This is a genomic window from Kitasatospora sp. MAP12-44, assembly GCF_029892095.1.
Classification (GTDB): domain Bacteria; phylum Actinomycetota; class Actinomycetes; order Streptomycetales; family Streptomycetaceae; genus Kitasatospora.
Map to the genome: position 1 here is coordinate 6,971,363 of NZ_JARZAE010000004.1, position 23,132 is coordinate 6,994,494.

The following is a 23,132-nucleotide window of genomic DNA, read 5'->3' on the forward strand; positions in this document are numbered from 1 at the left end:
CGGTGTACGACACCGGTAGACACGGCGCGGGAGTAGCGGGAGTAGGGCGTACATGGGTCTGACAAGCCACAAGGTGCTGGCACTGGCGATCCTGGTGGCCCTGTCGGCGATGGCCGGCACCGTGCGGATCTGGCCCCGGCTGGCCCGGCAGGGCTGGCAGGCGGTGCTCGGACGGATCGCCGCGCTGCTGGCCACCCAGCTGACCCTGCTGGTCGCGCTCGGCCTGCTGGCCAACAACTACTTTGCTTTCTACGGCAGTTGGGACGAACTGCTGGGCGGCGGCGACACCTCGCCGGTGACCGTCCAGAGCAAGCTGCCGACCAGTGCCGACCTCGCCGGGATCGGCGCCGACAGCCGCAGGTCCGGCGGCGGGTCTGGCGGCCGCGGGTCCGGTGGTCGGCCGATCCCGGTGCAGCCGCTCGGCAGGGAGGACGTCCAGGGTGGCGGCGCGGTCGGCCGGGAGCCGGCCCAGGCCGGGCAGATCGACGCCGTGCGGATCACCGGAGCGCAGTCCGGCCTGACCACCGACGCCTATGTCTACCTGCCGCCGCAGTACTTCCAGCCCGCCTACGCGAACCGGAAGTTCCCCGCCGTGGTCGTGATGACCGGCTTCCCGGGGGATGCCAGGAACCTGGTCACCGGGCTCAACTACCCTGGTACCGCACTGGGGTTGAACCTGTCCGGCAAGATGCAGCCGACCGTGCTGGTGCTGATGCGTCCCTCCCCGGCGATGCCGCGCGACACCGAGTGCGAGGACGTCCCCGGCGGCCCGCCCTCCGACGCGTACTTCTCGCAGGACGTGCCGAAGGTGATCGCCGCCTCGTACCGGGTCATCCCGGACGGTCGCGGCTGGGGCGTGATGGGCGACTCGACCGGCGGCTACTGCGCGCTCAAGCTGGCGATGCGTCACCCCGAGGTCTTCCCGACCGCGGTCTCGCTCTCCGGCTACTACAAGGCGGCCGAGGACGACACCACCGGTGACCTCTTCGCCGGGAGTCAGCAACTGCGCGACCAGGCCGACCTGGTGTGGCGGCTGAAGAACCTGCCGGCGCCCGCCGTCTCGGTGCTGGTGGCGGGCACCAAGCAGGGCGACGGCGACTACCGGCAGCAGACCGACCGGTTCGTGGCCGCCGTCCAGGGCCCGATGACGATCTCGTACAGCATGCTGGAAGCGGGCGGCCACAACCTCCAGACCTGGAGCCGGCTGATGCCCAGCTCACTGGAGTGGCTCTCGCAGCACCTGGCGCCACCGTCCTGAACCCGGCGAGGCGGCGAGACCGGAGGCCCCGTCAGCTGGAAGCCGTCAGCGGGCTCAGGCCACCGGCCGCAGCGTCCCGGTGTGCAGCTCGCCGACCCGGCCGCCCTCGCCCTCGTACGTCCAGAACACCCGCACGGTGAGCGCCGCCAGGTCCATCACATGGCTGACGGTGAGGCCGCTCTTCTCCGTCCAGCTGACGAAGTACACCTCGGGCGCGACCCGTGCCACGTGCAGCGCGACGTCGTCCCACTGCCCGGCCGACTCGCCGAGCCCCTCCCAGCGCAGCCGCGAGCCGTCGCTGGAGTAGGAGTTGCGGAAGGCGGCGCCGTTGTCGACCTGGAAGAGGTACGTCCGGCCGGCGAAGCCCGGCAGGGGATCGGTCTCGGTCATGCTGGCGGAGTTCCTCGTTTCCGGGCCGGGTGAGGGAGACGATCGCCCCCCAAAGGCTTTGCGTCTCCAAGCTATCGGACCGTGCCGTCGGAGGGATAATGGCCGTGCGACACGCCCGTACCGCCGTATGCCGGTCCTCCGGCCAGCTGGTGGCCCGCCGGTCAGCGCGGCGCGGCGGGACGTCGGGAGGTCGATCATGCGCAAGGTTGCCGACTGCCGCGAGTACCCGAGCGAGATGAACTGCTCACTGGCCATCTCCGGCGAGGAGGAGGAGGTCGTGCGCTGCGCCACCGAGCACGCGGTCTCGGTGCACGGCCACGCGGACTCCGCCGAGCTGCGGGCCCAGATCAGGGCCGGCCTCAAGGACGAGCTGATCCTCCAGCACACCTGACAGCGTCACCCGGACCCCGCGCCGTACGGGATTCCCCGTATGGCGCGGGGTTCCCGCTGCCTGCTGGAGTGGGGGGAGGCGACGAGGAGGCGGTCCCGATGGCCATGCAGATGGAGAACCTGGACCAGGACAAGGTGATGGAGTTCCTGATGCGGGTGGTGGCCGACGGCGGCGCGGCGGCGGCCGGGCTGTGCACCTCGCTGGGCGACCGGCTGGGGCTGTACACCGCGATGGCCGGCTCGGGGTCGATGAGCTCCATGGAGCTCGCCGAGAAGACCGGCCTGCACGAGCGCTACGTCCGGGAGTGGCTGGCCGCGCAGGTGGCCGGCGAGTACGTGATGTACGACCCCGAGAAGGACGCCTACCTGCTGCCCGACGAGCACGCCGCGGTGCTCGCCGACCCGTCCATGCCGACCTACGCGGCCGGGTTCTTCACCATGATGCAGGCGCTGTACGGCACCGAGGACGTCCTGATGGAGGCCTTCCGCACGGGGAGCGGGGTGGGCTGGGAGGAGCACAGCAACGCGCTCTTCGCCGGCACTGCCAAGTTCTTCCGCCCCGGCTACAGCGGCTCGCTGGTCCCGGAGTGGATCCCGGCGATGAACGGCACCGAGGGCAAGCTGCGCAAGGGCGCGGAGGTCGCCGACATCGGCTGCGGCTACGGCTGGTCGACCCTGCTGATGGCCGAGGCCTACCCGGCCTCGACGTTCCACGGCTTCGACTTCCACCAGCCCTCGGTCGAGGCGGCCCGCCGCAACGCCGAGCAGCAGGGGATGGCCGACCGGGTCAGCTTCGAGGTGGCCAGCGCGCAGGACTTCCCCGGCGAGGGCTACGACCTGATCACCTTCTTCGACTGCCTGCACGACATGGGCGACCCGGGCAGCGCGCTGGAGCACGCCCGGGAGGCGCTCGCCGCGGACGGCAGCTGCATGATCGTCGAGCCCAACGTCTCGGCGGACGTCCGGGAGAACGCCAACCCGATCGGCCGCGCGGTGGTCTCCGCGTCGGTCGCCGTCTGCCTGCCCTCGGCGCTGGCCCAGCACGGGCCGCAGGCGATGGGCAACCACGCCGGCGAGGGCGCCATGCGGCGGATCGCCGACGAAGCCGGACTGCACCACTGGAAGCTGGCCGCCGAGAGCCCGGTGAACCGGGTGTACGCCGCCAGCAGGTAAGCCGGAATGTCGGGCCCGGCTTGACCCGCCTCCCCGGACGGAGCACGCTCCAAGAGTGGCTCCGTCCGGGGAGGCGGGTCTGCGGCGGATCTTCGCCGTGATCGACCTCCTGCTCGATGCCGTCGACGAGGAGACGCTCCTTCCGGCGCTGTTCCCGGCGCTGCTCGGGGCCGTCCCGGGGGACAGCCTCACCTGGTCGACCCGTACGCCGACCGGGCGCCACCCGGTCACCGCGCCGGCCGACCTGTTCAGCCCCGAGGCGGTGGCCGGCTTCTTCCGGTACGCGCGCGATGACTCGCTCTTCCGGCACACCGACACCGGCACCGGCGTGCCGCTGCGCCGCTCCGACCTGCAGTCCCGCACCGAGTACCACCGACTGGGCACCTACGCCGAGGCGCTGTGCCCGGCGGGCGTCGAGTACCAGTTGGCGATGGCCTTCCCGGCCGGCTGGGCGCGCAGCGGGCGACGGACCGTCTGCCTGGTGGTGAATCGCGCGGGCACCGACTTCGGTGACGCCGACCTCGCGAGCGCCACCCTGCTGCGGGCCCGGCTGACCCACGCGCTGGACCGCCTCGCGCCGCCCGTACGGCTGCCGGCGGAGGTCACGGCACGCGAGGCCGCGGTGCTCGACCTGCTCGCGTCGGGCCTGACGGACCGGCAGATCGGCCGCCGTCTGGAGGTCTCCGAGCGGACCGTGGACAAGCACCTGGAGCACGCCTACGCCAAGCTGCGGGTGCACAGCCGGGTTGCGGCGGCCACGCTCTGGCGGGAGGCCGCGCAGCGGCGCTGAGCGTGCTCCCGGGGCTGTTGTAAAGCCCGTGTGAGCTTTCCGACAGCTCCTTGTCCGTATGCGGACCGTCTGCCTAGGCTGCAGTCCGTCCGCCTCTGGCGGGCCCTGCCGCCGGGACGCCGAGTCCTGCCCACCCGCCGGCGGGCACCACGGCACCGCATGGGCAGGAGTGGGGGAACCAGGTCAGTTGCCGCGACCCCGCCTGCGCATGTGCGCGCGTGGCCGCGACTCGGGGTGAAGCCGTCCGTCGACGGCCGGGCCGACCTCTCAGGGCCCGAACCCGACAGCTCACCCCGCAGGCGTCGCAGAGGAACCCCATGATCTTTTCTGGTACCCCCGCACGCCTTGGCACGATAGCCGGAGTGGTCGGCCTGCTGGCCGTCCCGGTGGCTGTCCAGGCGCAGGCCGCGAGCGCGCTCAGCGTCACCCAGGACCGGCTGACCCCGACCACCGCACCCGCCGGGAGCGCGACCACCGCCTCCCTCACGCTGCACTCCTCCAGCTGCTTCACCGCGCGCACGGTGGGCGTCGGCGTGCGGGACGCGGCCGGGAACAACCTCGACTTCCCCGGCTCGCTCTCCAACGCGCGGATCTGCCCCGGCGGTCTGACGCTGACCACCGCCGCCCGGACGTTCCCGACCGGTACGTACAGTGAGTTCGGCTTCTACCAGGACATCGCCGGGACCTGGCACAACCTGACGACGCAGACCCTGACCGTCGGTTCGAAGCCCGCGCCGGCGCCCGCCCCGGCCCCGACGCCTGCCCCCGCGCCCGCGCCGACCCCGACCCCGACGCCCGCTCCGGCGCCGACCCCCGCGCCCGCGCCCGCCTCGCCCGTCGCGGGCAAGACCCTCACCTGGTCCGACGAGTTCAACACCCCGCTCGCCCAGGACCCGCACTGGCAGTCGGCCACCACCAGCTCGTACAAGTACGGCACCCACAACCCGGACGACAACAAGCTCGACTGGCTGGACCCGTCCGACGTGCAGACGGCGAACGGTGTGGCCACCTTCACCGCCCAGCCCAGCAGCCACATCCTGGAGAACGGCAAGCAGGCCTGGACCACCGGGCTGCTCACCACCGAGGGCACCGCTGAGGGCTTCAAGGTCAAGACCGGCGACTACGCCGAGACCCGGGTCCAGCTGCCGACCGGCTCCGGCGCCTGGCCCGCGCTGTGGACCTGGCAGAACGGTGGCAACGAGGTCGACTCCTTCGAGTACCACCCGGACAACCCGAACCTGCTGGAGCTGACCAACCACGTCAACCCCGGGCAGGACTACTACACCAACGCCGGCGCGGTGAAGCCGGGCCAGTGGGTCACCATCGGCACGTACTACGGCGCCAACTCGGTGGACTGGTACGTCAACGGGGTCAAGGTCTACTCCGACAACACCGGTGTCGGCGCCAACTGGTCGGCCTACCTGATCCTCAACCTGTCGGTCGGCGCGGGCGAGTACCACCCGGGCCCGCAGGGCACCGCCCCGATCAGCTTCGCCGCCGACTACGTCCGCGTGTACCGCTAAGCACTACCCGTCAGGCCCCCGCGCCGCCGACCTGGATCTCGAACTCCGCCGTGTTGTTCGAAGGATCCGGGTCGGCGGCGCTCTGCACGGTGATCCGGCCGCGCAGGGTGCCGCGGGCCTGCGCGGCGATCCGCACCGGCACCAGCGCCGTCGCCGACCCGAGCGCGGGCAGCCCGGCCGGGAACGGGCAGCGGACCCGCGTCGCGCTCGGGTCGACCGTGCATGCCGCGGGGAAGTACGGCCCGATCGCCGTCGCCCCGGCGGGCAGCCGGAGCACCACGGTGAACGCCCCGGCGGTGTCCGGCCCCCCGTTGGCGACCAGCGCGTGCACCGTCGCGGTGCCGCCCGGCTGGGCCTCGACCGCGGGGAGCGGCACAGGCCTGAGGTCGGCGCTCGCGGGGGCGAGCAGCAGCGCGGTGGTGAGCAGCGGGGTCAGCAGAGGCGTCATGCCGATCGACGCTACGCCACCGCGCGCGCACGTGTCGTTACGGTGCGAGCACCTGGCCGAGCCGCTCGGCGATCTGGCGCATCACCGGCACCAGCGAGGCGCTGCCGGCCTGCTCCTCCAGTGCGCGGATCCGCGCCTCGGGGCCGGAGACCGAGAGGGCGGTCGGGGTCGGCGCGCCCGGAACGGCCACCGCGATGCAGCGCACCCCGATCTCCTGCTCCTGGTCGTCGACCACATAGCCGGCCTCGCGCGCCTCGGCGAGCTGGGCGAAGAGCGCGGTCGGGTCGGTGACGGTGAAGGCGGTGTGGGCGGGCAGCGGCTGGGTGCCGAGTACGGCGCGCGCCTCGTCCTCGGGGAGCTGGGCGAGCAGCGCCTTGCCGACGCCGGTGCAGTGCGGCTGCACCCGCCGGCCGACCTCGGTGAACATCCGCATCGAGCGCCGCGACTGCACCTGGCCCACATAGACCACGTCGCCGCCCTCGAGCACCGCCAGGTTGGCGGTCTCGCCGGTGGCCTCCATCAGCTCCGCCAGGTACGGGCGGGCCCAACTGCCCAGCAGCCGGCCGGCCGTCTCGCCCAGCCGGATCAGCCGGGGGCCCAGGGTGTAGCGACGAGCGGTGTCCTGGCGGACATAACCCTGCTGCGCCAGGGTACGAACCAGCCGGTGGATGGTCGGCATCGGCAGGCCCGACGTGGTCGACAGCTCGCTGAGGGTGGCGATGCCGCCGGAGTCGGCCAGCGCCTCCAGGAGCTGGAAGGCGCGCTCGACGGACTGCACGCTACCGGCGCTGCGGTCGGAGCCTGTCGATGCGGCAGGGGTGCTGGCCACCGGCGTTCCCTTTGCTCTCGGGGGAGGAGTAGGCTCCCAGCGATCTACCTCAACAAACCGTTGAAATTCTGTATCGCGGAAACTAGTCTCCACCTTACAGAATCCAACTCGCCAGTAGGCGGGTTCAGATCAAGGAAGTTCCCACCGGAGCTCCCTTAACAGGCTCAACCGTCCAAGGAGTGTCCTGCCCATGGCTACAGACAATGGACCTGTCGGCGCCTCACCCGCCGCTCCGGTCGTCACTGTCGCCGGACCGCGCGTCCCCCGTGCGGAGGAGGTGCTCACTCCGGAGGCGGTCGCGTTCGTGGTGGGCCTGCACCGTACTTTCGAAGGCCGCCGGCAGGAGCTCCTTGCCCGACGAAAGACCCGACGAACGGAGATCGCCCAGGCCGGTCGGCTCGACTTCCTGCCCGAGACCGCCGATGTGCGCGCCGGTGACTGGAAGGTCGCCCCGGCGCCGCGCGCGCTGCAGGACCGCCGGGTGGAGATCACCGGCCCGACCGACCGCAAGATGGTCATCAACGCCCTCAACTCGGGCGCCAAGGTCTGGCTGGCCGACTTCGAGGACGCCACCTCGCCGACCTGGCAGGCCGTGGTCTCCGGTCAGCTCAACCTGATCGACGCCTACGAGGGCCGGATCGACTTCACCTCCGAGCAGGGCAAGGCGTACACCCTCAAGCCCGCCGCCGAACTCGCCACCGTCGTGGTCCGCCCGCGCGGCTGGCACCTGGACGAGAACCACCTGCTGGTGGACGGCGTCCCGGTGGCCGGGGCGTTCTTCGACTTCGGCCTCTACTTCTTCCACAACGCCGCGCGGCTGATCGCCAAGGGTCCCGAGGACCCCAACTCCGGCCCGTACTTCTACCTTCCGAAGACCGAGAGCCACCTTGAGGCGCGGCTCTGGAACGAGGTCTTCAGCTACGCGCAGGAGAAGCTCGGCATCCCGCACGGCACCATCCGGGCGACCGTGCTGATCGAGACGATCACCGCGTCCTTCGAGATGGACGAGATCCTCTACGAGCTGCGCGACCACGCCGCCGGGCTCAACGCCGGCCGCTGGGACTACCTCTTCTCGATCGTCAAGAACTTCCGCGACGCCGGCGAGCAGTACATCCTGCCGGACCGCAACAGCGTCGGCATGACCTCACCGTTCATGGCCGCCTACGCCCGCCTGCTGGTGCAGACCTGCCACAAGCGCGGCGCGCACGCGATCGGCGGGATGGCCGCCTTCATCCCCTCCCGCAAGGACCCCGCGGTCAACGCGGCCGCGCTGGAGAAGGTCAAGGCCGACAAGGACCGCGAGGCCGGCAACGGCTTCGACGGCTCCTGGGTCGCCCACCCCGACCTGGTGCCGGTAGCCCGCGCCTCGTTCGACGCGGTGCTCGGCGCGCGGCCCAACCAGAAGGAGAACCCGGGCTCCAGCGAGCAGGTGACGGGCAGTCAGCTGCTCGACATCGCTGGCTCCGGCGGCGAGTGCACCGAGGCCGGCCTGCAGAACGCCGTCGCCGTCGGCCTGCGCTACAGCGAGGCCTGGCTGCGCGGCCTGGGCGCGGTCGGGATCTTCAACATGATGGAGGACGCCGCGACCGCGGAGATCTCCCGCTCGCAGATCTGGCAGTGGATCCACAACGGCGTGGTGCTGGCCGACAGCGGTGAGAAGGTCACCGCCGAGCTGGTCCGCAGCCTGGTGTCCGCGGAACTGGCCACGCTGCGTACGGAGTTGGGCGACGATGCGTACGAGGCCGGCCGGTGGGCCGAAGCCCGCGAACTCTTCGAGCAGGTCTCGCTCGCGGAGGACTTCGTCGACTTCCTGACGCTGCCAGGCTACGCACTGCTCGGCTGAGCCGCTTACTGCCGTTTCGTACGGTCCACCGGGGCAACCTGTCCCCAGTGGACCGTGCGCTTTCTCTCCGAAAGGTTCCACCCTCATGGTCCGCATGTTCCTCAACGGCCAGGCGATGCGCGGCGGCGAGTTCAACGCCCTGCTCGGCGACGCCCCGCTGCTCGGTGTCGTCCGCACCGCGCCCGGCCACCGCTTCTTCTCCATCCGCGACGTCTGCCCCGGCCTGCTGCCCGACCCGTCGGTGACCACCGCGATAGAGGGCGAGCTGTACGAGGTGAGCCCGGAGCTGCTGCGTGACGTGGTGCTGCCCGGTGAGCCGCGCGAGCTGGAGTTCGGGATCATCAAGCTGGAGGACGGCAGCGCCTGCTTCTCGATGGTCCTGGCCCGCGGCGAGCTGGAGCGCGGCGTGCACAAGGAGATCACCGAGTTCGGCGGCTGGCGGGCCTATCTGGCCACCCTCGGCAGGACGTTCTAACCCGCGCCGCCGCTGCGCAGGACATCCGCGAAGACCGCGGCCTGGGCCTGCATCTGGTTCTTGATGGTCTCCAGTTCGCCGGCGTGCGGAGCCATCAGGGCCCGCTGGCGGTCCACCTCGGCGGTGAACCAGACGCCGACGACGTTGCCCTGCTGCTTGCAGTCCACGTCCGCCTGGGCGGTCAGCAGCTCGGTCGGGCTCGCCGTCGGGCCGCCGAAGGCCTTGTCGTTCACCGCGTCCAGCGGGGTGGCGTAGTGGAACCCCTTGGCGAGCATGCAGGTGGACCAGGCCTCGAACACTTTCTGCACAGCCGGCACCTTCATGGAGTCGGCAAAACTCTCGTCGCTGATCTGCTGGACCAGTGCGGCCTCTCCGAGGAAGGTCGCACCGTCCTGCAGTTTCGTGTGCATCTCGCCCGCGCAGCCGTTCGGGCCGACCGGTTGACCGTGATAGGTCGTGGCGGTTCCGGGTTTTCCGGGAGTTCCGTTCCCGGCGAGTACGAGTTGGTACCCCGGGTCCGTGTTCTCCGGTGCCTCCTTTTTCGGGGCGGAATTCGGAAGATATCCCTGGTCGGCCGGTCCGAAATGATATCCGGTGGTTTTCGCCTGCTCCGGACTGGTCACCCCGTATCGCATTTCGGTCTGCGTCGCGGGTCCGCTCTTTGCAGTGGGGGGAGTGCCATTGAAGGTCAGACCGTAGCGCTTTACGCAACTTGAGATCAGGAGTTCCGAGGCTTTGCTGAGCTGGAGCGAGGTGTCCGGGCTCAGCTGGTAGTCGGCGGTCGGCAGCCGCAGCGCGGTGCTGTTCAGGACGGTGGGGGTGGCGGCCGGCGAGGGGGCGGCGGCATCGGCGGCACCGGAGCAGCCGGAGGCCGAGGCCAGCACGCCCGCGCAGCTCACGGCGGCCAGCAGGGCGGGCAGGATGCGGAAGGAACGGGACATGCCGGGGACTCCTCGTCGAACCGGGTGGGGACGATGGCGGCGGCCGGCCGGGGCGAACCCCCGGCCGACCGGCCGACCCTGCATCAGGAGAAGCTGATGGCGGCGTCCTCGTTGTAGGTGTTGACCAGGCGGGCCTCGCCGCTGTACGGGGCCAGGGTGTCGTAGGAGCCGGCGTAGTTGGAGTTGTACCAGATGAACGCGTAGCTGCTGTCGTTGTTCCAGGCCGAGGCCGCGTTGTTCTTCACGGAGCCATCGGACGGGAACGAGTAGCCCGCGAGGTTCGGGACGTTGCCGTAGAAGGTGACCGACTCGCCGGCGTAGTTCGAGTTGTAGTAGAGCGTGACCGAGTTGGCCGAAGCGGTGCCGGCCAGGCCCAGGGTGGCGAGAGCGGCGGCAGCGACGCCGAGACCGACGACAGACTTGATGCGCATGGGTTTTCCTCCGTTGAAGTGCTGGGCATTCCTTTCGGCAGGTTCCGGGGTTCCGGGTTGTTCCCCCTGCCGACACCTGAAAATTTACGCGCGGCCCATTCGGGCGGCAATGCCGTTTGTTTAGCGGCTGCTTACAGGTGTCGGACCGGTCTTTATCCGGGCATTGTCGTGCGAATTCGGGCGCGCTGACCCGCCGCCGGCTCCATCGCGGACCGGGCGTACTGCATGGACTGCCGGATCGCGTAGTGCACCAGCAGCCGCCCGTACACCTCCTGGCGGACGCCGTCGGGGGTCCGACTGGTCAGCGGCCCGTGCTGCTGGGCGCCGCCGAGCAGGGCGTCCCGCAGGGCGCCGTGCTGTTCGGCGCCGCGAGCGAGGACGTCGAGCAAGTCGGCGGCGGGCACGGCCGGATCGAGCAGGGTGGTGACCACATCGGGCGCGATCACCCGCAGCAGTCGGCCGCCCAGGCCTGCCAGGAACGAGCCGTCGGGCGAGCGCCGTTCGCTCTGGACGGGAATCCGGACGGCCGGCAGGCGCCAGACCAGCGCGATGCCCCCGGCCGTGGCGGTGGCGATCAGTTCGGGGTCGAGCGGCAGCCGGTCGACCAGCAGCAGGCTTCTCGGACCGACCGAGCGCAGCAGCGTCCTGGGCGACTCGCCGTCCAGCAGGGCCACGTCCAGGACCGCCCCGCTGCCGCGCTCCACCAGTCCGCTGACCCGCAGCCGGGCGGTCTCGCCCGAACTCTCGGGCAGCTCGACCTGCTCCTCCTGCAGGAGCAGGACGCGCCGACCGCGCCAGTGCGCGTTCGGGGTGTCCGGCGCCGCCAGCGGGCGGACGGCGGAGCTGAAGAGCGCGTGCAGCGGGCCGCTGCCCAGGCGCTCACGGGCCTGGAAGATGCTCGCCTTGTTGGGCAGTCGCTCGTCGGCCCAGAGCCCTCCCCAGCGCAGCCCGGAGGTGAGGCGGCGCATCACGTCCAGATAGGGCGCGGGGGAGAACAGGGCCATGGCGAGGACGAAGTAGACCATCAACCGCGCCGACAGCAGGCGCTTGCGCTGCTCGGTCCGCCCGCAGGCGGCGACCGCGGAGTCGACCGCGTCCGCGGGGTAGGTGTGGATCAGCAGGCCGATCCCTGCGACATCGGCGACATCGGACACGGCGACTCCTCTGCGTGGGCGGGGAGCGGCCAGCTTTTCCGACCCCGTCGGCGGTGTCACCGGTCCTGAGCTGGCACCTAGGTGCGTGGCCCCAAGCTGCCTGCGCGCGGGTGCTGCGCATGCGGATGGTGCGTTCCGTACGGCTTTGCGGGGAGATCGGGGGGTCTTCCTGGTGGGATCGCCAATGGTGGAGCTTCAACGAGTTGTTGAAGATGGGCCCACTGGACTCTTGACGCCTCGTCGGGCTGCGTCCTACCTTTATTTCGCATACCAAAACCAAATTTCCGTATCGTGGAACTGACCGCAGGAGTAACCCGATGCCTCGAATGACAGCCGCCCGCGCGGCGGTGGAGATCCTCAAGCGCGAGGGCGTTGACGTCGCATTCGGCGTGCCCGGCGCTGCGATCAACCCCTTCTACGCCGCCCTCAAGGCATCCGGCGAGATCCGCCACACGCTCGCCCGGCACGTCGAGGGCGCCTCGCACATGGCCGAGGGCTACACCCGGGCCAAGGCCGGCAACATCGGTGTCTGCATCGGCACGTCGGGCCCGGCCGGCACCGACATGATCACCGGCCTCTACTCGGCGATCGCCGACTCGATCCCGATCCTGTGCATCACCGGCCAGGCTCCGGTCGCCAAGCTCCACACCGAGGACTTCCAGGCCGTCGACATCGCCTCGATCGCCAAGCCGGTGACCAAGGCCGCGACGACCGTCCTGGAGGCCGCGCAGGTCCCCGGCGTCTTCCAGCAGGCCTTCCACCTGATGCGCTCCGGCCGTCCGGGCCCGGTCCTGATCGACCTGCCGATCGACGTCCAGCTGACCGAGATCGAGTTCGACCCCGAGACGTACGCGCCGCTCCCGGTCTACAAGCCGGCCGCGACCCGCCCGCAGATCGAGAAGGCGATCCAGTTCCTGCTGGACTCCGAGCGCCCGCTGATCGTCGCCGGTGGCGGCATCCTCAACGCCGACGCCGCGGACCTGCTGGTCGAGTTCGCCGAGCTGACCGGCACCCCGGTGATCCCGACCCTGATGGCCTGGGGCGCCATCGCCGACGACCACGAGCTGAATGCCGGCATGGTCGGCGTGCAGACCTCGCACCGCTACGGCAACGCGAACTTCCTGGCGTCGGACTTCGTCCTGGGCATCGGCAACCGCTGGGCCAACCGCCACACCGGCTACAAGCTGGACGTCTACCGCGGCGAGCGCAAGTTCGTCCACGTGGACATCGAGCCCACCCAGATCGGCCGGATCTTCGCGCCGGACTTCGGCATCGCCTCCGACGCCAAGGCCGCGCTGGAGCTCTTCATCGAGGTGGCCAAGGAGCTCAAGGCCGCCGGCAAGCTGCCCGACCGCAGCGCGTGGGTCGCCGAGACCCAGGAGCGCAAGGCCACCCTGCAGCGCCGCACCCACTTCGACAACGTGCCGATGAAGCCGCAGCGCGTGTACGAGGAGATGAACAAGGCGTTCGGCCCGGAGACCCGCTACGTCACCACCATCGGCCTCTCCCAGATCGCCGGCGCGCAGATGCTGCACGTCTACAAGCCGCGCCACTGGATCAACTGCGGCCAGGCCGGCCCGCTCGGCTGGACCATCCCGGCCGCCCTCGGTGTCGCCACCGCCGACCCCGAGAGCCCGGTCGTCGCGCTCTCCGGCGACTACGACTTCCAGTTCATGCTGGAGGAGCTGGCCGTCGGCGCCCAGCACAAGATCCCGTACGTCCACGTGCTGGTGAACAATGCCTACCTGGGCCTGATCCGCCAGGCGCAGATCGGCCTGGACATCAACTTCCAGGTCAACCTGGAGTTCGAGAACATCAACTCCCCGGAGCTGGGCGTCTACGGCGTCGACCACGTCAAGGTGGTCGAGGGCCTGGGCTGCAAGGCGATTCGGGTCACCGACCCGAACGAGCTGGGCGCCGCCTTCGAGCAGGCCAAGAAGCTCGCCGCCGAGTTCCAGGTGCCGGTCGTGGTCGAGGCGATCCTGGAGCGGATCACCAACATCGCGATGAGCAAGACGGCCGACATCAGCGACATCAGCGAGTTCGAGGAGCTGGCCACCGAGCCGGGCCACGCTCCGACGGCGATCAAGCCGCTGAAGGTCTGATCTGACCGACCGAAGGGCCCCGCAGACGCTTGCGTCTGCGGGGCCCTTCGCGTTGGGCGGGGGAGGGGTACCACAGGCGGGCACGCCGCAGCCCCGGACCCTCGCCGTGGGTCCGGGGCTGCGGTCCGTACGCCCCGGCTGGGGCGGACGGAGTCCGGGACACGCACCGTCCCTGGGCGGCCCGGAGTTCAGGGGAAGGGATCAGCCGCGGGCGGCGAGCTCGCGAGCGGCCTTCGCACAGGCCAGGGCGATCCGGTCCTCGTTGACCGTGGTCAGGTTGCCCTTCTCGACGACGGCGTTGCCGTTGACGAAGAGCACCGACAGCGGCGGCAACGCGCCCAGCGTCAGGGCGGCCACCGGGTCGGCGATCGAGGAGTGCATGATGCCGTCGATCTTCCAGAGCGCCAGGTCGGCGAGCTTGCCGACCTCGATCGAGCCGATCTCGTTCTGCCGGCCCAGCACCCGAGCGCCGCCCATGGTGCCCAGGCGCAGCGAGCTGCGCGCGGTGAGCGCCTTCGGGCTGCCGTGCAGGCGGTTGATCAGCAGCGCGTTGCGCAGCTCGGTGCCCAGCTCGCCGGACTCGTTGGAGGCGGTGCCGTCCACGCCCAGGCCCACCGGCACGCCGGCCTTGAGCATGTCCGGGACGCGCGCGATGCCGGCCGCCAGGCGGGCGTTGGAGGACGGGCAGTGCGCGACACCGGTGCCGGTCTCGGCGAACTTGGCGATGTCCGAGTCGTTCATGTGGACGCAGTGCGCCATCCAGACGTCCTCGCCCAGCCAACCGGTGGACTCGAAGTAGTCGGTCGGGCCCATGCCGAACAGCTCCTTGCAGAACTGCTCCTCCTCGGCCGTCTCCGAGCCGTGGGTGTGCAGCCGCACGCCCTTGCGGCGGGCCAGCAGGGCGGCCTCGCGCATCAGTTCGGTGGAGACCGAGAACGGCGAGCAGGGCGCGATGGCGATCTGCAGCATCGAGTCGAAGGAGGCGTCGTGGTAGCGGTCCACGGCGGCCTCGGAGGCGATCAGGATGTCCTCGGTCTTCTCGACCGCGTGGTCCGGCGGCAGGCCGCCGTCCTTCTTGCTGCGGTCCATCGAGCCGCGCAGCGCGGTGAAGCGCATGCCGAGCTCCTGGACGGCCTCGATCTCGGCGCCCAGGATGTCGCCGCCGTCCTTGGGGAAGACGTAGTGGTGGTCGCTCGCGGTGGTACAGCCCGACTTGAGCAGCGCGGCGGCCGAGCCCTGGGCGGCGGCGTGCACGAGCTTGTCGTCGATCCGCGACCAGGTCGGGTAGAGCGCGACCAGCCAGTCGAAGAGGATGTTGTCCTGGGCCAGGCCGCGGGTGATCCACTGGTAGAAGTGGTGGTGGGTGTTGACCAGGCCCGGGGTGATCAGATGGCCTTCGCCGTTGATCCGGCGCACCACGTTGTCCAGCCACTGCGGCGCGGGGCCGTCGCCGACCGACTCGATCTTGTTGCCGAGGATCACGACGTGGCCCCGGGTGTACTCGGTGTCGTTGGCATCGACCGTGGCGATGGCGACGTTCTCGATCACGATCCGCTGGTCGGCGGGCGGAGGCTGGACGGCCATGGTGTCTCTCCTAGGGAGCGGTGGGGGAGGAGCGACCGCCGTCGGAGCTGGTGTTGTCCCGAGGGCGGGACGGCGGTGCGAGAATCCCTCGGGCGCCACGATGCTCCGTACCGTCCGGGCCCGCGGGGAGGCGGTGGTGGGGGCGGTACGGAGCGGATCGCTTCGCGGTCAGGCGACCGGGATGACCGGGACGACGCCCTCGCGGTGCACGGTGCCCTCGATCAGGCCGTACATCCGGTCGGCGGCGTAGTACACCTCGTTGTCGTTCTTGAGGCCGAACGGCTCCAGGTCGACCAGGAAGTGGTGCTTGTTGGGCAGTTCGAGGCGGACCTCGTCGACCTCGGCCCGGTTGTTCAGCACCCGGGTGCCCATCGCGTGCAGGGTCTGCTGCAGCGAGTAGGAGTAGGTCTCCGCGAACGCCTCCAGCATGTGCCGGCGGACGTGGCTGTAGGACCGGTTCCAGTTCGGCTGGGCCTCGTCGTCCACGCCGGTGAAGGAGTACTTCCAGCGAGCCGTCACCTGGGTGGCGAGGATCCGGTCGTAGGCCTCCTTCAGGGTGGTGTACTTGTCCTTGATGTAGCCCCAGAACTCGGAGTTCGTGGTGTTCATCACGACCAGGTCCTTGAGGCCGGAGATCACCTGGACGGTGGTGCCGTCGTAGGTGATCTCGCAGGTGCGGACCTCACCGCCGTTGCGGGAGAAGGAGTGGCCGACCTCCTCGGAGCCGATGAAGCGCGAGGAGTTGTCCGGGGTCTTGATCCGGTCCCAGGTGTACTCCTCGATCCGGATCCGGGCACGGTGGATCGGCTCGTTGTTGTCCACGAAGTGCTTCGCCAGCGTGATGCCGAAGGCCTCCGCCGACTCGATGCCGTGCTCCTTCGCGAAGGCGAAGACGGTGTTCTTGGTGGTGTCGGTGGGCAGGCAGTTGGCGTTCGAGCCGGTGAGGTGGACGTCGTCGAGGTCGCCGGAGAGGGCGACCGAGACGTTCAGGTCCTTGATCTCGTGACGGGTGCTGTCGCGGTAGACCCGGACGATCCGGTTCTCTGCCTTGCCGTACTGGTTCTGACCGAGCACGTGGGCCATGGCGTTGGCTCCTAGGTTCTAGCTTCCGCGGTAGACGGAGTATCCGAAGGGGTTCAGCAGCAACGGCACGTGATAGTGGTGCTGCGCGGGCGCGACCGTGAAGACGATCGAGACCTCGGGGAAGAACGGCGCCTCGTCCGACGTCGCCGCGTAGTAGGCGGCGGTGTCGAACCGGAGCCGGACGACCGAGCCCGCCTCCACGGCCGGCAGGTCCTTGGCCCGGCCGTCGGAGTCCGTGGCGGAGGTGCCGAGCACCTTCCAGCCACCCTCGGTGTTCAGTGCGAGCTCGACCGGGACGCCTGCGGCCGGGCGGCCGAGGCTGGTGTCGAGCACGTGCGTGGAGATGCCAGTCATGGCTGAAGTGACCTCACTGGTAGCTGAGATGGGTGCCGCGCGTAGCGCGCCGTTGGAAGGGTGGTGGCGGGCGACGGGCGGGCGATTAGTCAGATCAGCTGGCGGTCTCGTCCAACAAGCGGTTGAGACGGATGTCGTTGATCTTGCGAAGCTCGCCGCGGACGATCTCGGCCTCGGTGGCCGCGTCGTTGGGGAACCGTTCGCGCAGCGCGGCCAGCATGGTCGCGGCGGTGCGCCCGGTGGCGCAGATCAGGAACACGTGGCCGAACTTCGCCTCGTAGGCGGCATTGGCCTCGTGCAGTTCATCGAGGAGCGCGGAGTCCACTCCGTGGATGCCGGCCTGCTCGCGCTCGGAGGTGGCGTCGCCCGGCTTGGGCTTGCCGATCCGGGCGTGACCGGCCATGGCGTCGCCGAGGTCGGCGACCGTGAGTCCCGCCATGGCCGTCAGGTTGGCCGTGAGCAGGGCGTGGCGGTCGGACCAGGGGCGGGCGGCCGCGACGGCGGCGGCCCAGGCGGGGCTGGAGCAGACCTCCAAGAGGTGCTTCTCCAACTCGGCGGCCGGAGCCGCCGCCAACGCCGCGAGGGCGTCGGCTGCGTCGGACGACGCGGGGTGGTGGTTGGTCACGGGTGGACCTCCTGAAGAGTGGTGCCACCCGCAAAAGCTAGATCCACCACCCCCGGTCGTCAACACTTTGTTGAAGCCTTGGTGGTTACGTTTCGAACCGCCGGTGGTGACCGGGCGGTTTCGTGTGCGATCCGCCAAGTGTGCCGGGGTACGGCATTCGGCGAGACTGGCCTGGTCAGTCGGCCTTCGGGCCGTCGACCTGCCGGTTGAGGTAGTTGTACACCGTGAACCGGCTGACGCCCAGTGCGGACGCCACGGTCTCCACGCCATGGCGGACCGTGAAGGCGCCGCGTTCCTCCAGCAGGGCGACGACGCGCTGCTTCTCGAGCCGGTCGAGCTCGGTGAGCGGACGGCCGTCGAACTGCCGGGTCATCTCGGCGAGCAGCCTGTCCAGGGCGTTGCTGAGGTGGGGCAGCCGGACGGCCACGGCCGGGGCGCCGTCCCATTCCAGGACGACGTCGTCGGGCTTGGCCTCGGAGACGGCCAGCGCCGTCGCGCCGACCGCGTCCAGCAGCGGCTTTATCGCCGCGGTGAGCGGGTGTTCCATGGCGTCGGTCACTGCGTACCCACTCCTTCCGGGGCGTCGGGGACCACGCTGACCTGGAAGGAGATCCGGCTCGCGCCGGCCTCCAGGCTCTCGCGCAGCAGCCGGTCCACCGCCGCGAGGACGCGGTCGGCCGCACCCTCGGCGCTGGTGCCGAACGGGCCGACCGAGACGGCCAGCCCTGCCTCGTCCACCGCGCGGCGGGCCGCCACGGCGTGGTCCGGAAAGTTGACCAGTTCGAACGGTTCTGTCGTGAACTCCACCATCAATCGCACCTGCTCACTGTAGCGAGCGGCTGCTGGGGGGGAAGGGGCCGGTCGATCGGACTCCACTTCAACAAATTGTTGCGGCGGTCTTGACACTGGCTCGGGTCCTCGTGCCATGCTTCCACCAAGCAGAATCCCTCTTCCGCATCATGGAATGAGGTTGTCGGAAGAGTGAAAGGTGATTGACGTGACTGCCGCTTCCAAGCACGCGTCCTTGAATGGCCGCGTCACGGTCAACCTGTCGATCCTGTTCAGTGAGCTTCCGCTCCTGGAGCGTCCCGCCGCCGCGGCGGCCGCCGGCTTCACCGCCGCCGAGCTGTGGTGGCCCTTCGGGGCCGACCACACCCCGTCCGAGGCCGAGCAGGACGCGCTCCGCAAGGCCTTCACGGACGCCGGTGTCAGGCTCACCGGCCTCAACTTCGTGGACGACCTCACGGTCGGCGCCAAGGGCACCGTCTCGCTCCCCGCCGAGCGGGACCGCTTCCGGGAGAACGTCCCGGTGGCCGCCGCGCTGGCCGGGTCGCTCGGCGCCACGGGGCTCAACGCCCTCTACGGCAACCGGGTCGACGGTGTGGACCGGGCCGTGCAGGACCAGCTCGCGCTGGAGAACCTGGTGCTCGCCGCGCAGGCCGCGCACGGCATCGGCGCCGTCCTGCTGATCGAGGCGCTCAACAAGGTGGACGCCCCGGACTACCCGCTGTGGACCGCCGAGGACGCCGTCGCGATCGTCGACAAGGTCAACGCCGCCACAGGCCTGGGCAACGCCAAGTTCCTCTGCGACCTCTACCACCTGGCGGTGAACGGCGAGGACCTGGCCGCCGTCATCGCCACCCACGCGGACAAGATCGGCCATGTGCAGATCGCCGACAACCCGGGCCGCAACGAGCCCGGCACCGGCGAGCTGGACTTCGACGACCTGTTCGCCCGCCTCGACGCGGCCGGCTACCAGGGCCGCATCGGCCTGGAGTACCGCCCGTCCACCGGTGTCAGCGCCGACAGCTTCGAGTGGCTGCCGCGCGAGCTCCGCTCCGCCTGACCACTGTGCATCCCACCCTCCCCAGCTACGAAGGGATCAGCGCTGTGAGCGCCACCCCCCGCACCATCGCCTTCATCGGTCTCGGCATCATGGGCAGCCCGATGGCCGCCAACCTGGTCAAGGCCGGGCACACCGTCACCGGCTTCAACCTCGAGCAGTCCGCCATCGACGCCCTGGTGGCGGCCGGCGGCAAGGGCGCGACCAGCATCGCCGACGCCGTGACCGGCGCCGACGTGATCATCACCATGGTCCCGGCCGACCCGCACGTCGAGCAGGTCATCCTCGGTGAGGGCGGTGTCCTGGAGAACGCCAAGGCCGGCTCGCTCGTGATCGACATGAGCAGCATCACCCCGCAGACCTCGATCAAGGTCGCCGCCGCCGCCAAGGAGAAGGGCATCCGCACCCTGGACGCCCCCGTCTCCGGTGGCGAGGCCGGTGCCATCGAGGCCGTCCTGTCCATCATGGTCGGTGGCGAGGCGGCGGACTTCGCCGAGGCCAAGCCGCTCTTCGACGCGCTGGGCACCACGGTCATCCACGTCGGCCCGGCCGGTGCCGGTCAGACGGTGAAGGCCGCCAACCAGCTCATCGTGGCCGTGAACATCCAGGTCGTGGCCGAGGCCGTGGTCTTCCTGGAGAACGCGGGCGTCGACCTGCAGGCCGCGCTGGACGTCCTCGCGGGCGGCCTGGCCGGCTCCACGGTGCTGAACCGCAAGAAGGCCAACATGGTCAACCGCGAGTTCGCGCCGGGCTTCCGGATCGACCTGCACCACAAGGACATGGGCATCGTGACGGCCGCCGCGCGCGCCGTCGAGGCCCCGCTGCCGGTCGGCTCGCTGGTCGCCCAGCTGGTCGCCTCGGCCCGCGCCAACGGTGACGGCTCGCTGGACCACTCGGCCCTGCTGCGCGGCGTCGAGCGCCTCGCGGGCCGCGAGGTCAAGTAACCCACCCGTCGCCCGCCGCCACCCTTCTTGGGGCGCGCTGCGCGCGGCACCTCTTGTGGTTACACCTGAAACTCCTCCTGGTGGCGTGTACCTGTCCGGTCGTGCCCGCGTCACCAGGAGGGCCTTATCGGTCAGCGGGGCGGTGGTGCTCATCCTTGCCCCGCTGGCCGTGCCAACCGGCGGCGCACCGCACTTCGGTCGTGCAGGCGCCGCCCGGCCCCCTCCCTCGCCGAGGGGAGCCTCCCGTACGTCGGAAGCGGGACGGGAGGAACGGCGGGGAGGGGGTCGCACCCCGATCATTGAGAGCACGTCACCCAGCGCCACTCGGAAGTGAGGCCCCACCATGCCCGCCACCCCCACCCAGGGCCATGTGGTCGTAGCTCCCGACAAGTTCAAGGGCACCTTGGAGGGCGCCGAGGTCGCCGCCCGCCTGGCGGCCGGCATCCGCAAGGTCGCGCCCCAGCTGGAGGTCCGCGAGCTCCCGGTCGCCGACGGCGGCGAGGGAACGCTGGCCGCCGCGCTGGCGGCCGGCTTCACCCGGATACCCGCCAAGGTGGCCGGTCCGACCGGCCTGCCGGTGGACGCCGCGATCGCCGTCAAGGGCGAGACCGCCGTGGTCGAGCTCGCGCTGGCCTCCGGGCTTGCCAGGCTCCCCGGCGGACGCACCGCGCCGCTCGCGGCCGGCTCCTACGGGGTCGGCCAGCTGATCGGACGGGCGATCAGCCTCGGTGCCCGGCGGATCGTGCTCGGTCTGGGCGGCAGCGCCTGCACCGACGGCGGCGCCGGCATGGTCCAGGCGCTGGGCGTCTCCCTGGTGGACTCGGAGGGCGCCGAACTGCCCCCCGGCGGTGCGGCCCTGCGCCGGCTGCACCGCATCGACCCCGGATCGATCGCCAAGACGCTCAAGGGCATCGAGGTCGTGGTGGCCTGCGACGTGGACAACCCGCTGCTCGGCCGGCGCGGTGCCACCGCCGTCTACGGCCCGCAGAAGGGCGCCGACGGCGAGGACCTGCTGGTCCTGGAGGCCGGGCTGACCCGCTGGGCCGACGTGGTCGCGGCCACCACCGGCGAGGACTTCCGAGACGCCCCCGGCGCCGGGGCTGCAGGAGGGGTCGGCTTCGCCGCCCTGGCCCTGCTCGGCGCCACCATGCGGCCCGGCATCGAGCTTCTGCTCGAGCTGCTGGGCTTCGACGAGGCCGTGCGTGGGGCACGCCTGGTCGTGACCGGCGAGGGGTGCCTGGACGCACAGACGCTCCATGGCAAGGCCCCCGCCGGCGTCGCCGCGGCGGCCACTGGGGCGGGGGTTCCGGTGGCCGCTGTGGCTGGACGGCTCGAACTGTCGGAGAGCGAGTGGCGCGGGGCGGGTTTCGTCGCCGCGTACGCGCTCACCGACCTGGCCGAGCAGCCGGGGGACAGCCTCATCAAGGCGGCGGAACTGGCCGAGGTCGCGGGGGAGCGACTGGCGGCCGACCTGCTGGCCTAGTTTTCGGACAGTAGTACTTTCCTACATTGACGTTTTGTTGAAGGCGGGCCTAGGCTCCGAGCCACCCCACCTGAAACCCCCACTCCGGAGGTCTAGATGCCGCTCAGCGAGCTGCCAGTGGCGACCGCGGTGATCCGCTCGCGCCGGGTGGTCCTCCCGGACGGTGAGCGCCCGGCCGACGTGCTGGTCCGGGACGGCAGGATCGAGCAGATCGCCGCCCATGGCTCGCTGCTGGTCGGCGACGCGCACCTCACCGACCTCGGCGAGGTGGCCCTGCTGCCCGGCCTGGTCGACACCCACGTGCACGTCAACGAGCCGGGCCGGACCGAGTGGGAGGGCTTCGCCACCGCCACCCGGGCCGCCGCCGCAGGCGGTGTCACCACCGTCATCGACATGCCGCTGAACTCCATACCGCCGACCACCACGGTGGCCGGTCTGGACGCCAAGCGGAAGATCGCCGAGGGTCAGGCCTGGGTCGACCTCGGCTTCTGGGGCGGCGCGATCCCCGGCAACACCGGCGATCTGGAGCCGCTGCACGAGGCCGGCGTCTTCGGCTTCAAGAGCTTCCTGGCCCCCTCCGGCGTGGACGAGTTCCCGCACGTGGAGGCCGCCGACCTGGAGGCCGCGCTCACCGAGCAGGCCCGGATCGGCGCCCTGGCGATCATCCACGCCGAGGACCCCGCCGTGCTGGAGGCGGCCCCGCAGCAGCCCGGCACGCACTACCGCGACTTCCTCGCCTCGCGCCCCGACGACGCCGAATCCACCGCCGTGGCACGGCTGTTGGACACTGCTCGGCGCACCGGCGCTCGCGTCCACATCCTGCACGTCTCGTCCGCGGCGGTGCTGCCGCTGCTGCGCCAGGCCCGCGCCGACGGCGTCCAGGTGACCGCGGAGACCTGTCCGCACTACCTGACGCTGGCCGCCGAGGAGGTCCCGGACGGCGACACGGCCTTCAAGTGCTGCCCGCCGATCCGCGACGAGTCCAACCGCGACCTGCTCTGGGCGGCCCTGGCGGCCGGCGAGTTCATCGCGATCGTCTCCGACCACTCGCCCTCCACCCCGGATCTGAAGCTCCTTCAGAAGTACGGCGGCAGCGGCGACTTCGCCAAGGCCTGGGGCGGCATCGCCTCCCTGCAGCTGGGCCTGCCGGCGATCTGGACCGAGGCCCGCAAGCGCGGCCACAGCCTGTCCGACGTGGTCCGCTGGATGGCGGCCGGTCCGGCCTCGCTGGTCGGCCTGACCGGCACCAAGGGCGCCATCGCGGTCGGGAACGACGCCGACCTGGTCGCCTTCGACCCGGACGGCGAATTCGCCGTCGACCCGGACGCCCTGCACCACCGCAACCCCGTCACCCCGTACGCCGGCAAGACCCTGACCGGCACCGTGCAGACCACCTGGCTGCGCGGCCAGGTGGTGGACGTGGACGCCGAACCGTTCGGCCGGCAGATCCTTCGTACCCGCTGAGG

Annotated in this window: 24 protein-coding genes and 1 riboswitch; of the genes, 12 read left to right on the forward strand and 12 right to left on the reverse strand. The window is 70.7% G+C overall.

What is annotated here, in order from left to right; all coding sequences use genetic code 11:
* Positions 1 to 52 precede the first annotated feature (52 nt).
* Positions 53 to 1,258, forward strand: a complete 1,206-nt coding sequence (locus P3T34_RS31750; RefSeq protein WP_280669487.1) for an alpha/beta hydrolase-fold protein — start codon at positions 53 to 55, stop codon at positions 1,256 to 1,258.
* Between the two features lie 54 nt (positions 1,259 to 1,312).
* On the opposite strand, the gene P3T34_RS31755 is transcribed toward P3T34_RS31750, so the two are convergent.
* Positions 1,313 to 1,648, reverse strand: a complete 336-nt coding sequence (locus P3T34_RS31755; protein WP_280669488.1) for a MoaF N-terminal domain-containing protein — start codon at positions 1,646 to 1,648, stop codon at positions 1,313 to 1,315.
* A 196-nt stretch (positions 1,649 to 1,844) separates the two neighbouring features.
* Here P3T34_RS31755 and P3T34_RS31760 point away from each other — a divergent pair, with 196 nt between their 5' ends.
* The 4 genes from P3T34_RS31760 (at position 1,845) to P3T34_RS31775 (ending at position 5,524) form a co-directional block, all read left to right on the forward strand.
* Positions 1,845 to 2,039, forward strand: coding sequence for a DUF1059 domain-containing protein (locus tag P3T34_RS31760; RefSeq protein WP_280669489.1), 195 nt, complete (start codon positions 1,845 to 1,847; stop codon positions 2,037 to 2,039).
* 98 nt (positions 2,040 to 2,137) lie between these two features.
* Entirely contained in the window at positions 2,138 to 3,211 is a 1,074-nt protein-coding gene (locus P3T34_RS31765) for a class I SAM-dependent methyltransferase (protein ID WP_280669490.1), read from the forward strand.
* A gap of 55 nt (positions 3,212 to 3,266) precedes the next feature.
* The gene (locus tag P3T34_RS31770) at positions 3,267 to 4,001 is read left to right on the forward strand and encodes a LuxR C-terminal-related transcriptional regulator (protein ID WP_280669491.1); all 735 of its coding nucleotides are present in this window, start codon (positions 3,267 to 3,269) and stop codon (positions 3,999 to 4,001) included.
* A 199-nt stretch (positions 4,002 to 4,200) separates the two neighbouring features.
* Positions 4,201 to 4,314, forward strand: a riboswitch (cyclic di-AMP (ydaO/yuaA leader).
* Between the two features lie 4 nt (positions 4,315 to 4,318).
* On the forward strand, positions 4,319 to 5,524 hold the full coding sequence (locus tag P3T34_RS31775; protein ID WP_280669492.1) for a family 16 glycosylhydrolase: 1,206 nt from the start codon (positions 4,319 to 4,321) through the stop codon (positions 5,522 to 5,524).
* 10 nt (positions 5,525 to 5,534) lie between these two features.
* On the opposite strand, the gene P3T34_RS31780 is transcribed toward P3T34_RS31775, so the two are convergent.
* Positions 5,535 to 5,972, reverse strand: a complete 438-nt coding sequence (locus tag P3T34_RS31780) for a hypothetical protein (protein WP_280669493.1) — start codon at positions 5,970 to 5,972, stop codon at positions 5,535 to 5,537.
* Positions 5,973 to 6,009: 37 nt separating this feature from the next.
* A complete protein-coding gene (locus P3T34_RS31785) occupies positions 6,010 to 6,801 on the reverse strand; it encodes an IclR family transcriptional regulator (RefSeq protein WP_280669494.1) in 792 nt (263 codons plus the stop codon).
* Positions 6,802 to 6,991: 190 nt separating this feature from the next.
* Here P3T34_RS31785 and aceB point away from each other — a divergent pair, with 190 nt between their 5' ends.
* Complete coding sequence (gene aceB, locus P3T34_RS31790; protein WP_280669495.1) at positions 6,992 to 8,644, forward strand: malate synthase A; 1,653 nt, start codon at positions 6,992 to 6,994, stop codon at positions 8,642 to 8,644.
* 85 nt (positions 8,645 to 8,729) lie between these two features.
* Complete coding sequence (locus P3T34_RS31795; RefSeq protein WP_280669496.1) at positions 8,730 to 9,119, forward strand: gamma-glutamylcyclotransferase; 390 nt, start codon at positions 8,730 to 8,732, stop codon at positions 9,117 to 9,119.
* On the opposite strand, the gene P3T34_RS31800 is transcribed toward P3T34_RS31795, so the two are convergent.
* The 3 genes from P3T34_RS31800 to P3T34_RS31810 all read right to left on the reverse strand — a co-directional run bounded on the left by P3T34_RS31800 (position 9,116) and on the right by P3T34_RS31810 (position 11,645).
* Positions 9,116 to 10,060: a hypothetical protein gene (locus P3T34_RS31800; protein ID WP_280669497.1), complete on the reverse strand. Its 945-nt coding sequence runs from the start codon at positions 10,058 to 10,060 to the stop codon at positions 9,116 to 9,118. The two genes, P3T34_RS31795 and P3T34_RS31800, sit on opposite strands and share 4 nt — an antisense overlap.
* 83 nt (positions 10,061 to 10,143) lie before the next feature.
* The gene (locus P3T34_RS31805; protein ID WP_280669498.1) at positions 10,144 to 10,491 is read right to left on the reverse strand and encodes a peptidase inhibitor family I36 protein; all 348 of its coding nucleotides are present in this window, start codon (positions 10,489 to 10,491) and stop codon (positions 10,144 to 10,146) included.
* Between the two features lie 152 nt (positions 10,492 to 10,643).
* Positions 10,644 to 11,645, reverse strand: coding sequence for a transposase domain-containing protein (locus P3T34_RS31810; RefSeq protein WP_280669499.1), 1,002 nt, complete (start codon positions 11,643 to 11,645; stop codon positions 10,644 to 10,646).
* Between the two features lie 317 nt (positions 11,646 to 11,962).
* Between P3T34_RS31810 and gcl the strand changes: the two genes are divergently transcribed.
* Complete coding sequence (gene gcl, locus P3T34_RS31815) at positions 11,963 to 13,750, forward strand: glyoxylate carboligase (RefSeq protein ID WP_280669500.1); 1,788 nt, start codon at positions 11,963 to 11,965, stop codon at positions 13,748 to 13,750.
* Between the two features lie 201 nt (positions 13,751 to 13,951).
* On the opposite strand, the gene P3T34_RS31820 is transcribed toward gcl, so the two are convergent.
* The 6 genes from P3T34_RS31820 to P3T34_RS31845 form a co-directional block, all read right to left on the reverse strand.
* The gene (locus tag P3T34_RS31820; RefSeq protein ID WP_280669501.1) at positions 13,952 to 15,334 is read right to left on the reverse strand and encodes an 8-oxoguanine deaminase; all 1,383 of its coding nucleotides are present in this window, start codon (positions 15,332 to 15,334) and stop codon (positions 13,952 to 13,954) included.
* Positions 15,335 to 15,502: 168 nt separating this feature from the next.
* Positions 15,503 to 16,417: a factor-independent urate hydroxylase gene (pucL, locus tag P3T34_RS31825; protein WP_280669502.1), complete on the reverse strand. Its 915-nt coding sequence runs from the start codon at positions 16,415 to 16,417 to the stop codon at positions 15,503 to 15,505.
* Positions 16,418 to 16,435: 18 nt separating this feature from the next.
* Positions 16,436 to 16,771 carry a hydroxyisourate hydrolase gene (gene uraH / locus P3T34_RS31830; RefSeq protein ID WP_280669503.1) on the reverse strand — a complete coding sequence of 112 codons (336 nt, stop codon included), beginning with the start codon at positions 16,769 to 16,771 and terminating at the stop codon, positions 16,436 to 16,438.
* 94 nt (positions 16,772 to 16,865) lie between these two features.
* A complete protein-coding gene (gene uraD / locus P3T34_RS31835; protein ID WP_280669504.1) occupies positions 16,866 to 17,396 on the reverse strand; it encodes a 2-oxo-4-hydroxy-4-carboxy-5-ureidoimidazoline decarboxylase in 531 nt (176 codons plus the stop codon).
* Positions 17,397 to 17,571: 175 nt separating this feature from the next.
* Complete coding sequence (locus P3T34_RS31840) at positions 17,572 to 17,955, reverse strand: helix-turn-helix domain-containing protein (RefSeq protein ID WP_280669505.1); 384 nt, start codon at positions 17,953 to 17,955, stop codon at positions 17,572 to 17,574.
* Positions 17,952 to 18,206 (reverse strand): thiamine-binding protein, encoded by a 255-nt coding sequence (locus P3T34_RS31845; protein WP_348534764.1) that lies wholly within the window; start codon positions 18,204 to 18,206, stop codon positions 17,952 to 17,954. The genes P3T34_RS31840 and P3T34_RS31845 overlap by 4 nt, the downstream gene beginning before the upstream one ends.
* 178 nt (positions 18,207 to 18,384) lie before the next feature.
* Here P3T34_RS31845 and P3T34_RS31850 point away from each other — a divergent pair, with 178 nt between their 5' ends.
* The 4 genes from P3T34_RS31850 to allB all read left to right on the forward strand — a co-directional run bounded on the left by P3T34_RS31850 (position 18,385) and on the right by allB (position 23,130).
* The gene (locus tag P3T34_RS31850; RefSeq protein ID WP_280669507.1) at positions 18,385 to 19,242 is read left to right on the forward strand and encodes a TIM barrel protein; all 858 of its coding nucleotides are present in this window, start codon (positions 18,385 to 18,387) and stop codon (positions 19,240 to 19,242) included.
* A 44-nt stretch (positions 19,243 to 19,286) separates the two neighbouring features.
* Entirely contained in the window at positions 19,287 to 20,183 is an 897-nt protein-coding gene (locus P3T34_RS31855; RefSeq protein ID WP_035796059.1) for a 2-hydroxy-3-oxopropionate reductase, read from the forward strand.
* Between the two features lie 343 nt (positions 20,184 to 20,526).
* Positions 20,527 to 21,666, forward strand: a complete 1,140-nt coding sequence (locus P3T34_RS31860; RefSeq protein WP_280669508.1) for a glycerate kinase — start codon at positions 20,527 to 20,529, stop codon at positions 21,664 to 21,666.
* A 96-nt stretch (positions 21,667 to 21,762) separates the two neighbouring features.
* Positions 21,763 to 23,130, forward strand: coding sequence for an allantoinase AllB (gene allB, locus P3T34_RS31865; protein ID WP_280669509.1), 1,368 nt, complete (start codon positions 21,763 to 21,765; stop codon positions 23,128 to 23,130).
* Positions 23,131 to 23,132: the final 2 nt, after the last annotated feature.

Coding starts and splice junctions, on each gene's coding strand:
- P3T34_RS31800 (WP_280669497.1), bottom strand. CDS start 10,060: ATGTCCCGTTCCTTCCGCATCCTGCCCGCCCTGCTGGCCGCCGTGAGC.
- P3T34_RS31765 (WP_280669490.1), top strand. CDS start 2,138: ATGGCCATGCAGATGGAGAACCTGGACCAGGACAAGGTGATGGAGTTC.
- allB (WP_280669509.1), top strand. CDS start 21,763: ATGCCGCTCAGCGAGCTGCCAGTGGCGACCGCGGTGATCCGCTCGCGC.
- pucL (WP_280669502.1), bottom strand. CDS start 16,417: ATGGCCCACGTGCTCGGTCAGAACCAGTACGGCAAGGCAGAGAACCGG.
- P3T34_RS31775 (WP_280669492.1), top strand. CDS start 4,319: ATGATCTTTTCTGGTACCCCCGCACGCCTTGGCACGATAGCCGGAGTG.
- P3T34_RS31780 (WP_280669493.1), bottom strand. CDS start 5,972: ATGACGCCTCTGCTGACCCCGCTGCTCACCACCGCGCTGCTGCTCGCC.
- gcl (WP_280669500.1), top strand. CDS start 11,963: ATGCCTCGAATGACAGCCGCCCGCGCGGCGGTGGAGATCCTCAAGCGC.
- P3T34_RS31820 (WP_280669501.1), bottom strand. CDS start 15,334: ATGGCCGTCCAGCCTCCGCCCGCCGACCAGCGGATCGTGATCGAGAAC.
- P3T34_RS31805 (WP_280669498.1), bottom strand. CDS start 10,491: ATGCGCATCAAGTCTGTCGTCGGTCTCGGCGTCGCTGCCGCCGCTCTC.
- uraH (WP_280669503.1), bottom strand. CDS start 16,771: ATGACTGGCATCTCCACGCACGTGCTCGACACCAGCCTCGGCCGCCCG.
- aceB (WP_280669495.1), top strand. CDS start 6,992: ATGGCTACAGACAATGGACCTGTCGGCGCCTCACCCGCCGCTCCGGTC.
- P3T34_RS31760 (WP_280669489.1), top strand. CDS start 1,845: ATGCGCAAGGTTGCCGACTGCCGCGAGTACCCGAGCGAGATGAACTGC.
- P3T34_RS31795 (WP_280669496.1), top strand. CDS start 8,730: ATGGTCCGCATGTTCCTCAACGGCCAGGCGATGCGCGGCGGCGAGTTC.
- P3T34_RS31750 (WP_280669487.1), top strand. CDS start 53: ATGGGTCTGACAAGCCACAAGGTGCTGGCACTGGCGATCCTGGTGGCC.
- P3T34_RS31755 (WP_280669488.1), bottom strand. CDS start 1,648: ATGACCGAGACCGATCCCCTGCCGGGCTTCGCCGGCCGGACGTACCTC.
- P3T34_RS31860 (WP_280669508.1), top strand. CDS start 20,527: ATGCCCGCCACCCCCACCCAGGGCCATGTGGTCGTAGCTCCCGACAAG.
- P3T34_RS31845 (WP_348534764.1), bottom strand. CDS start 18,206: ATGGTGGAGTTCACGACAGAACCGTTCGAACTGGTCAACTTTCCGGAC.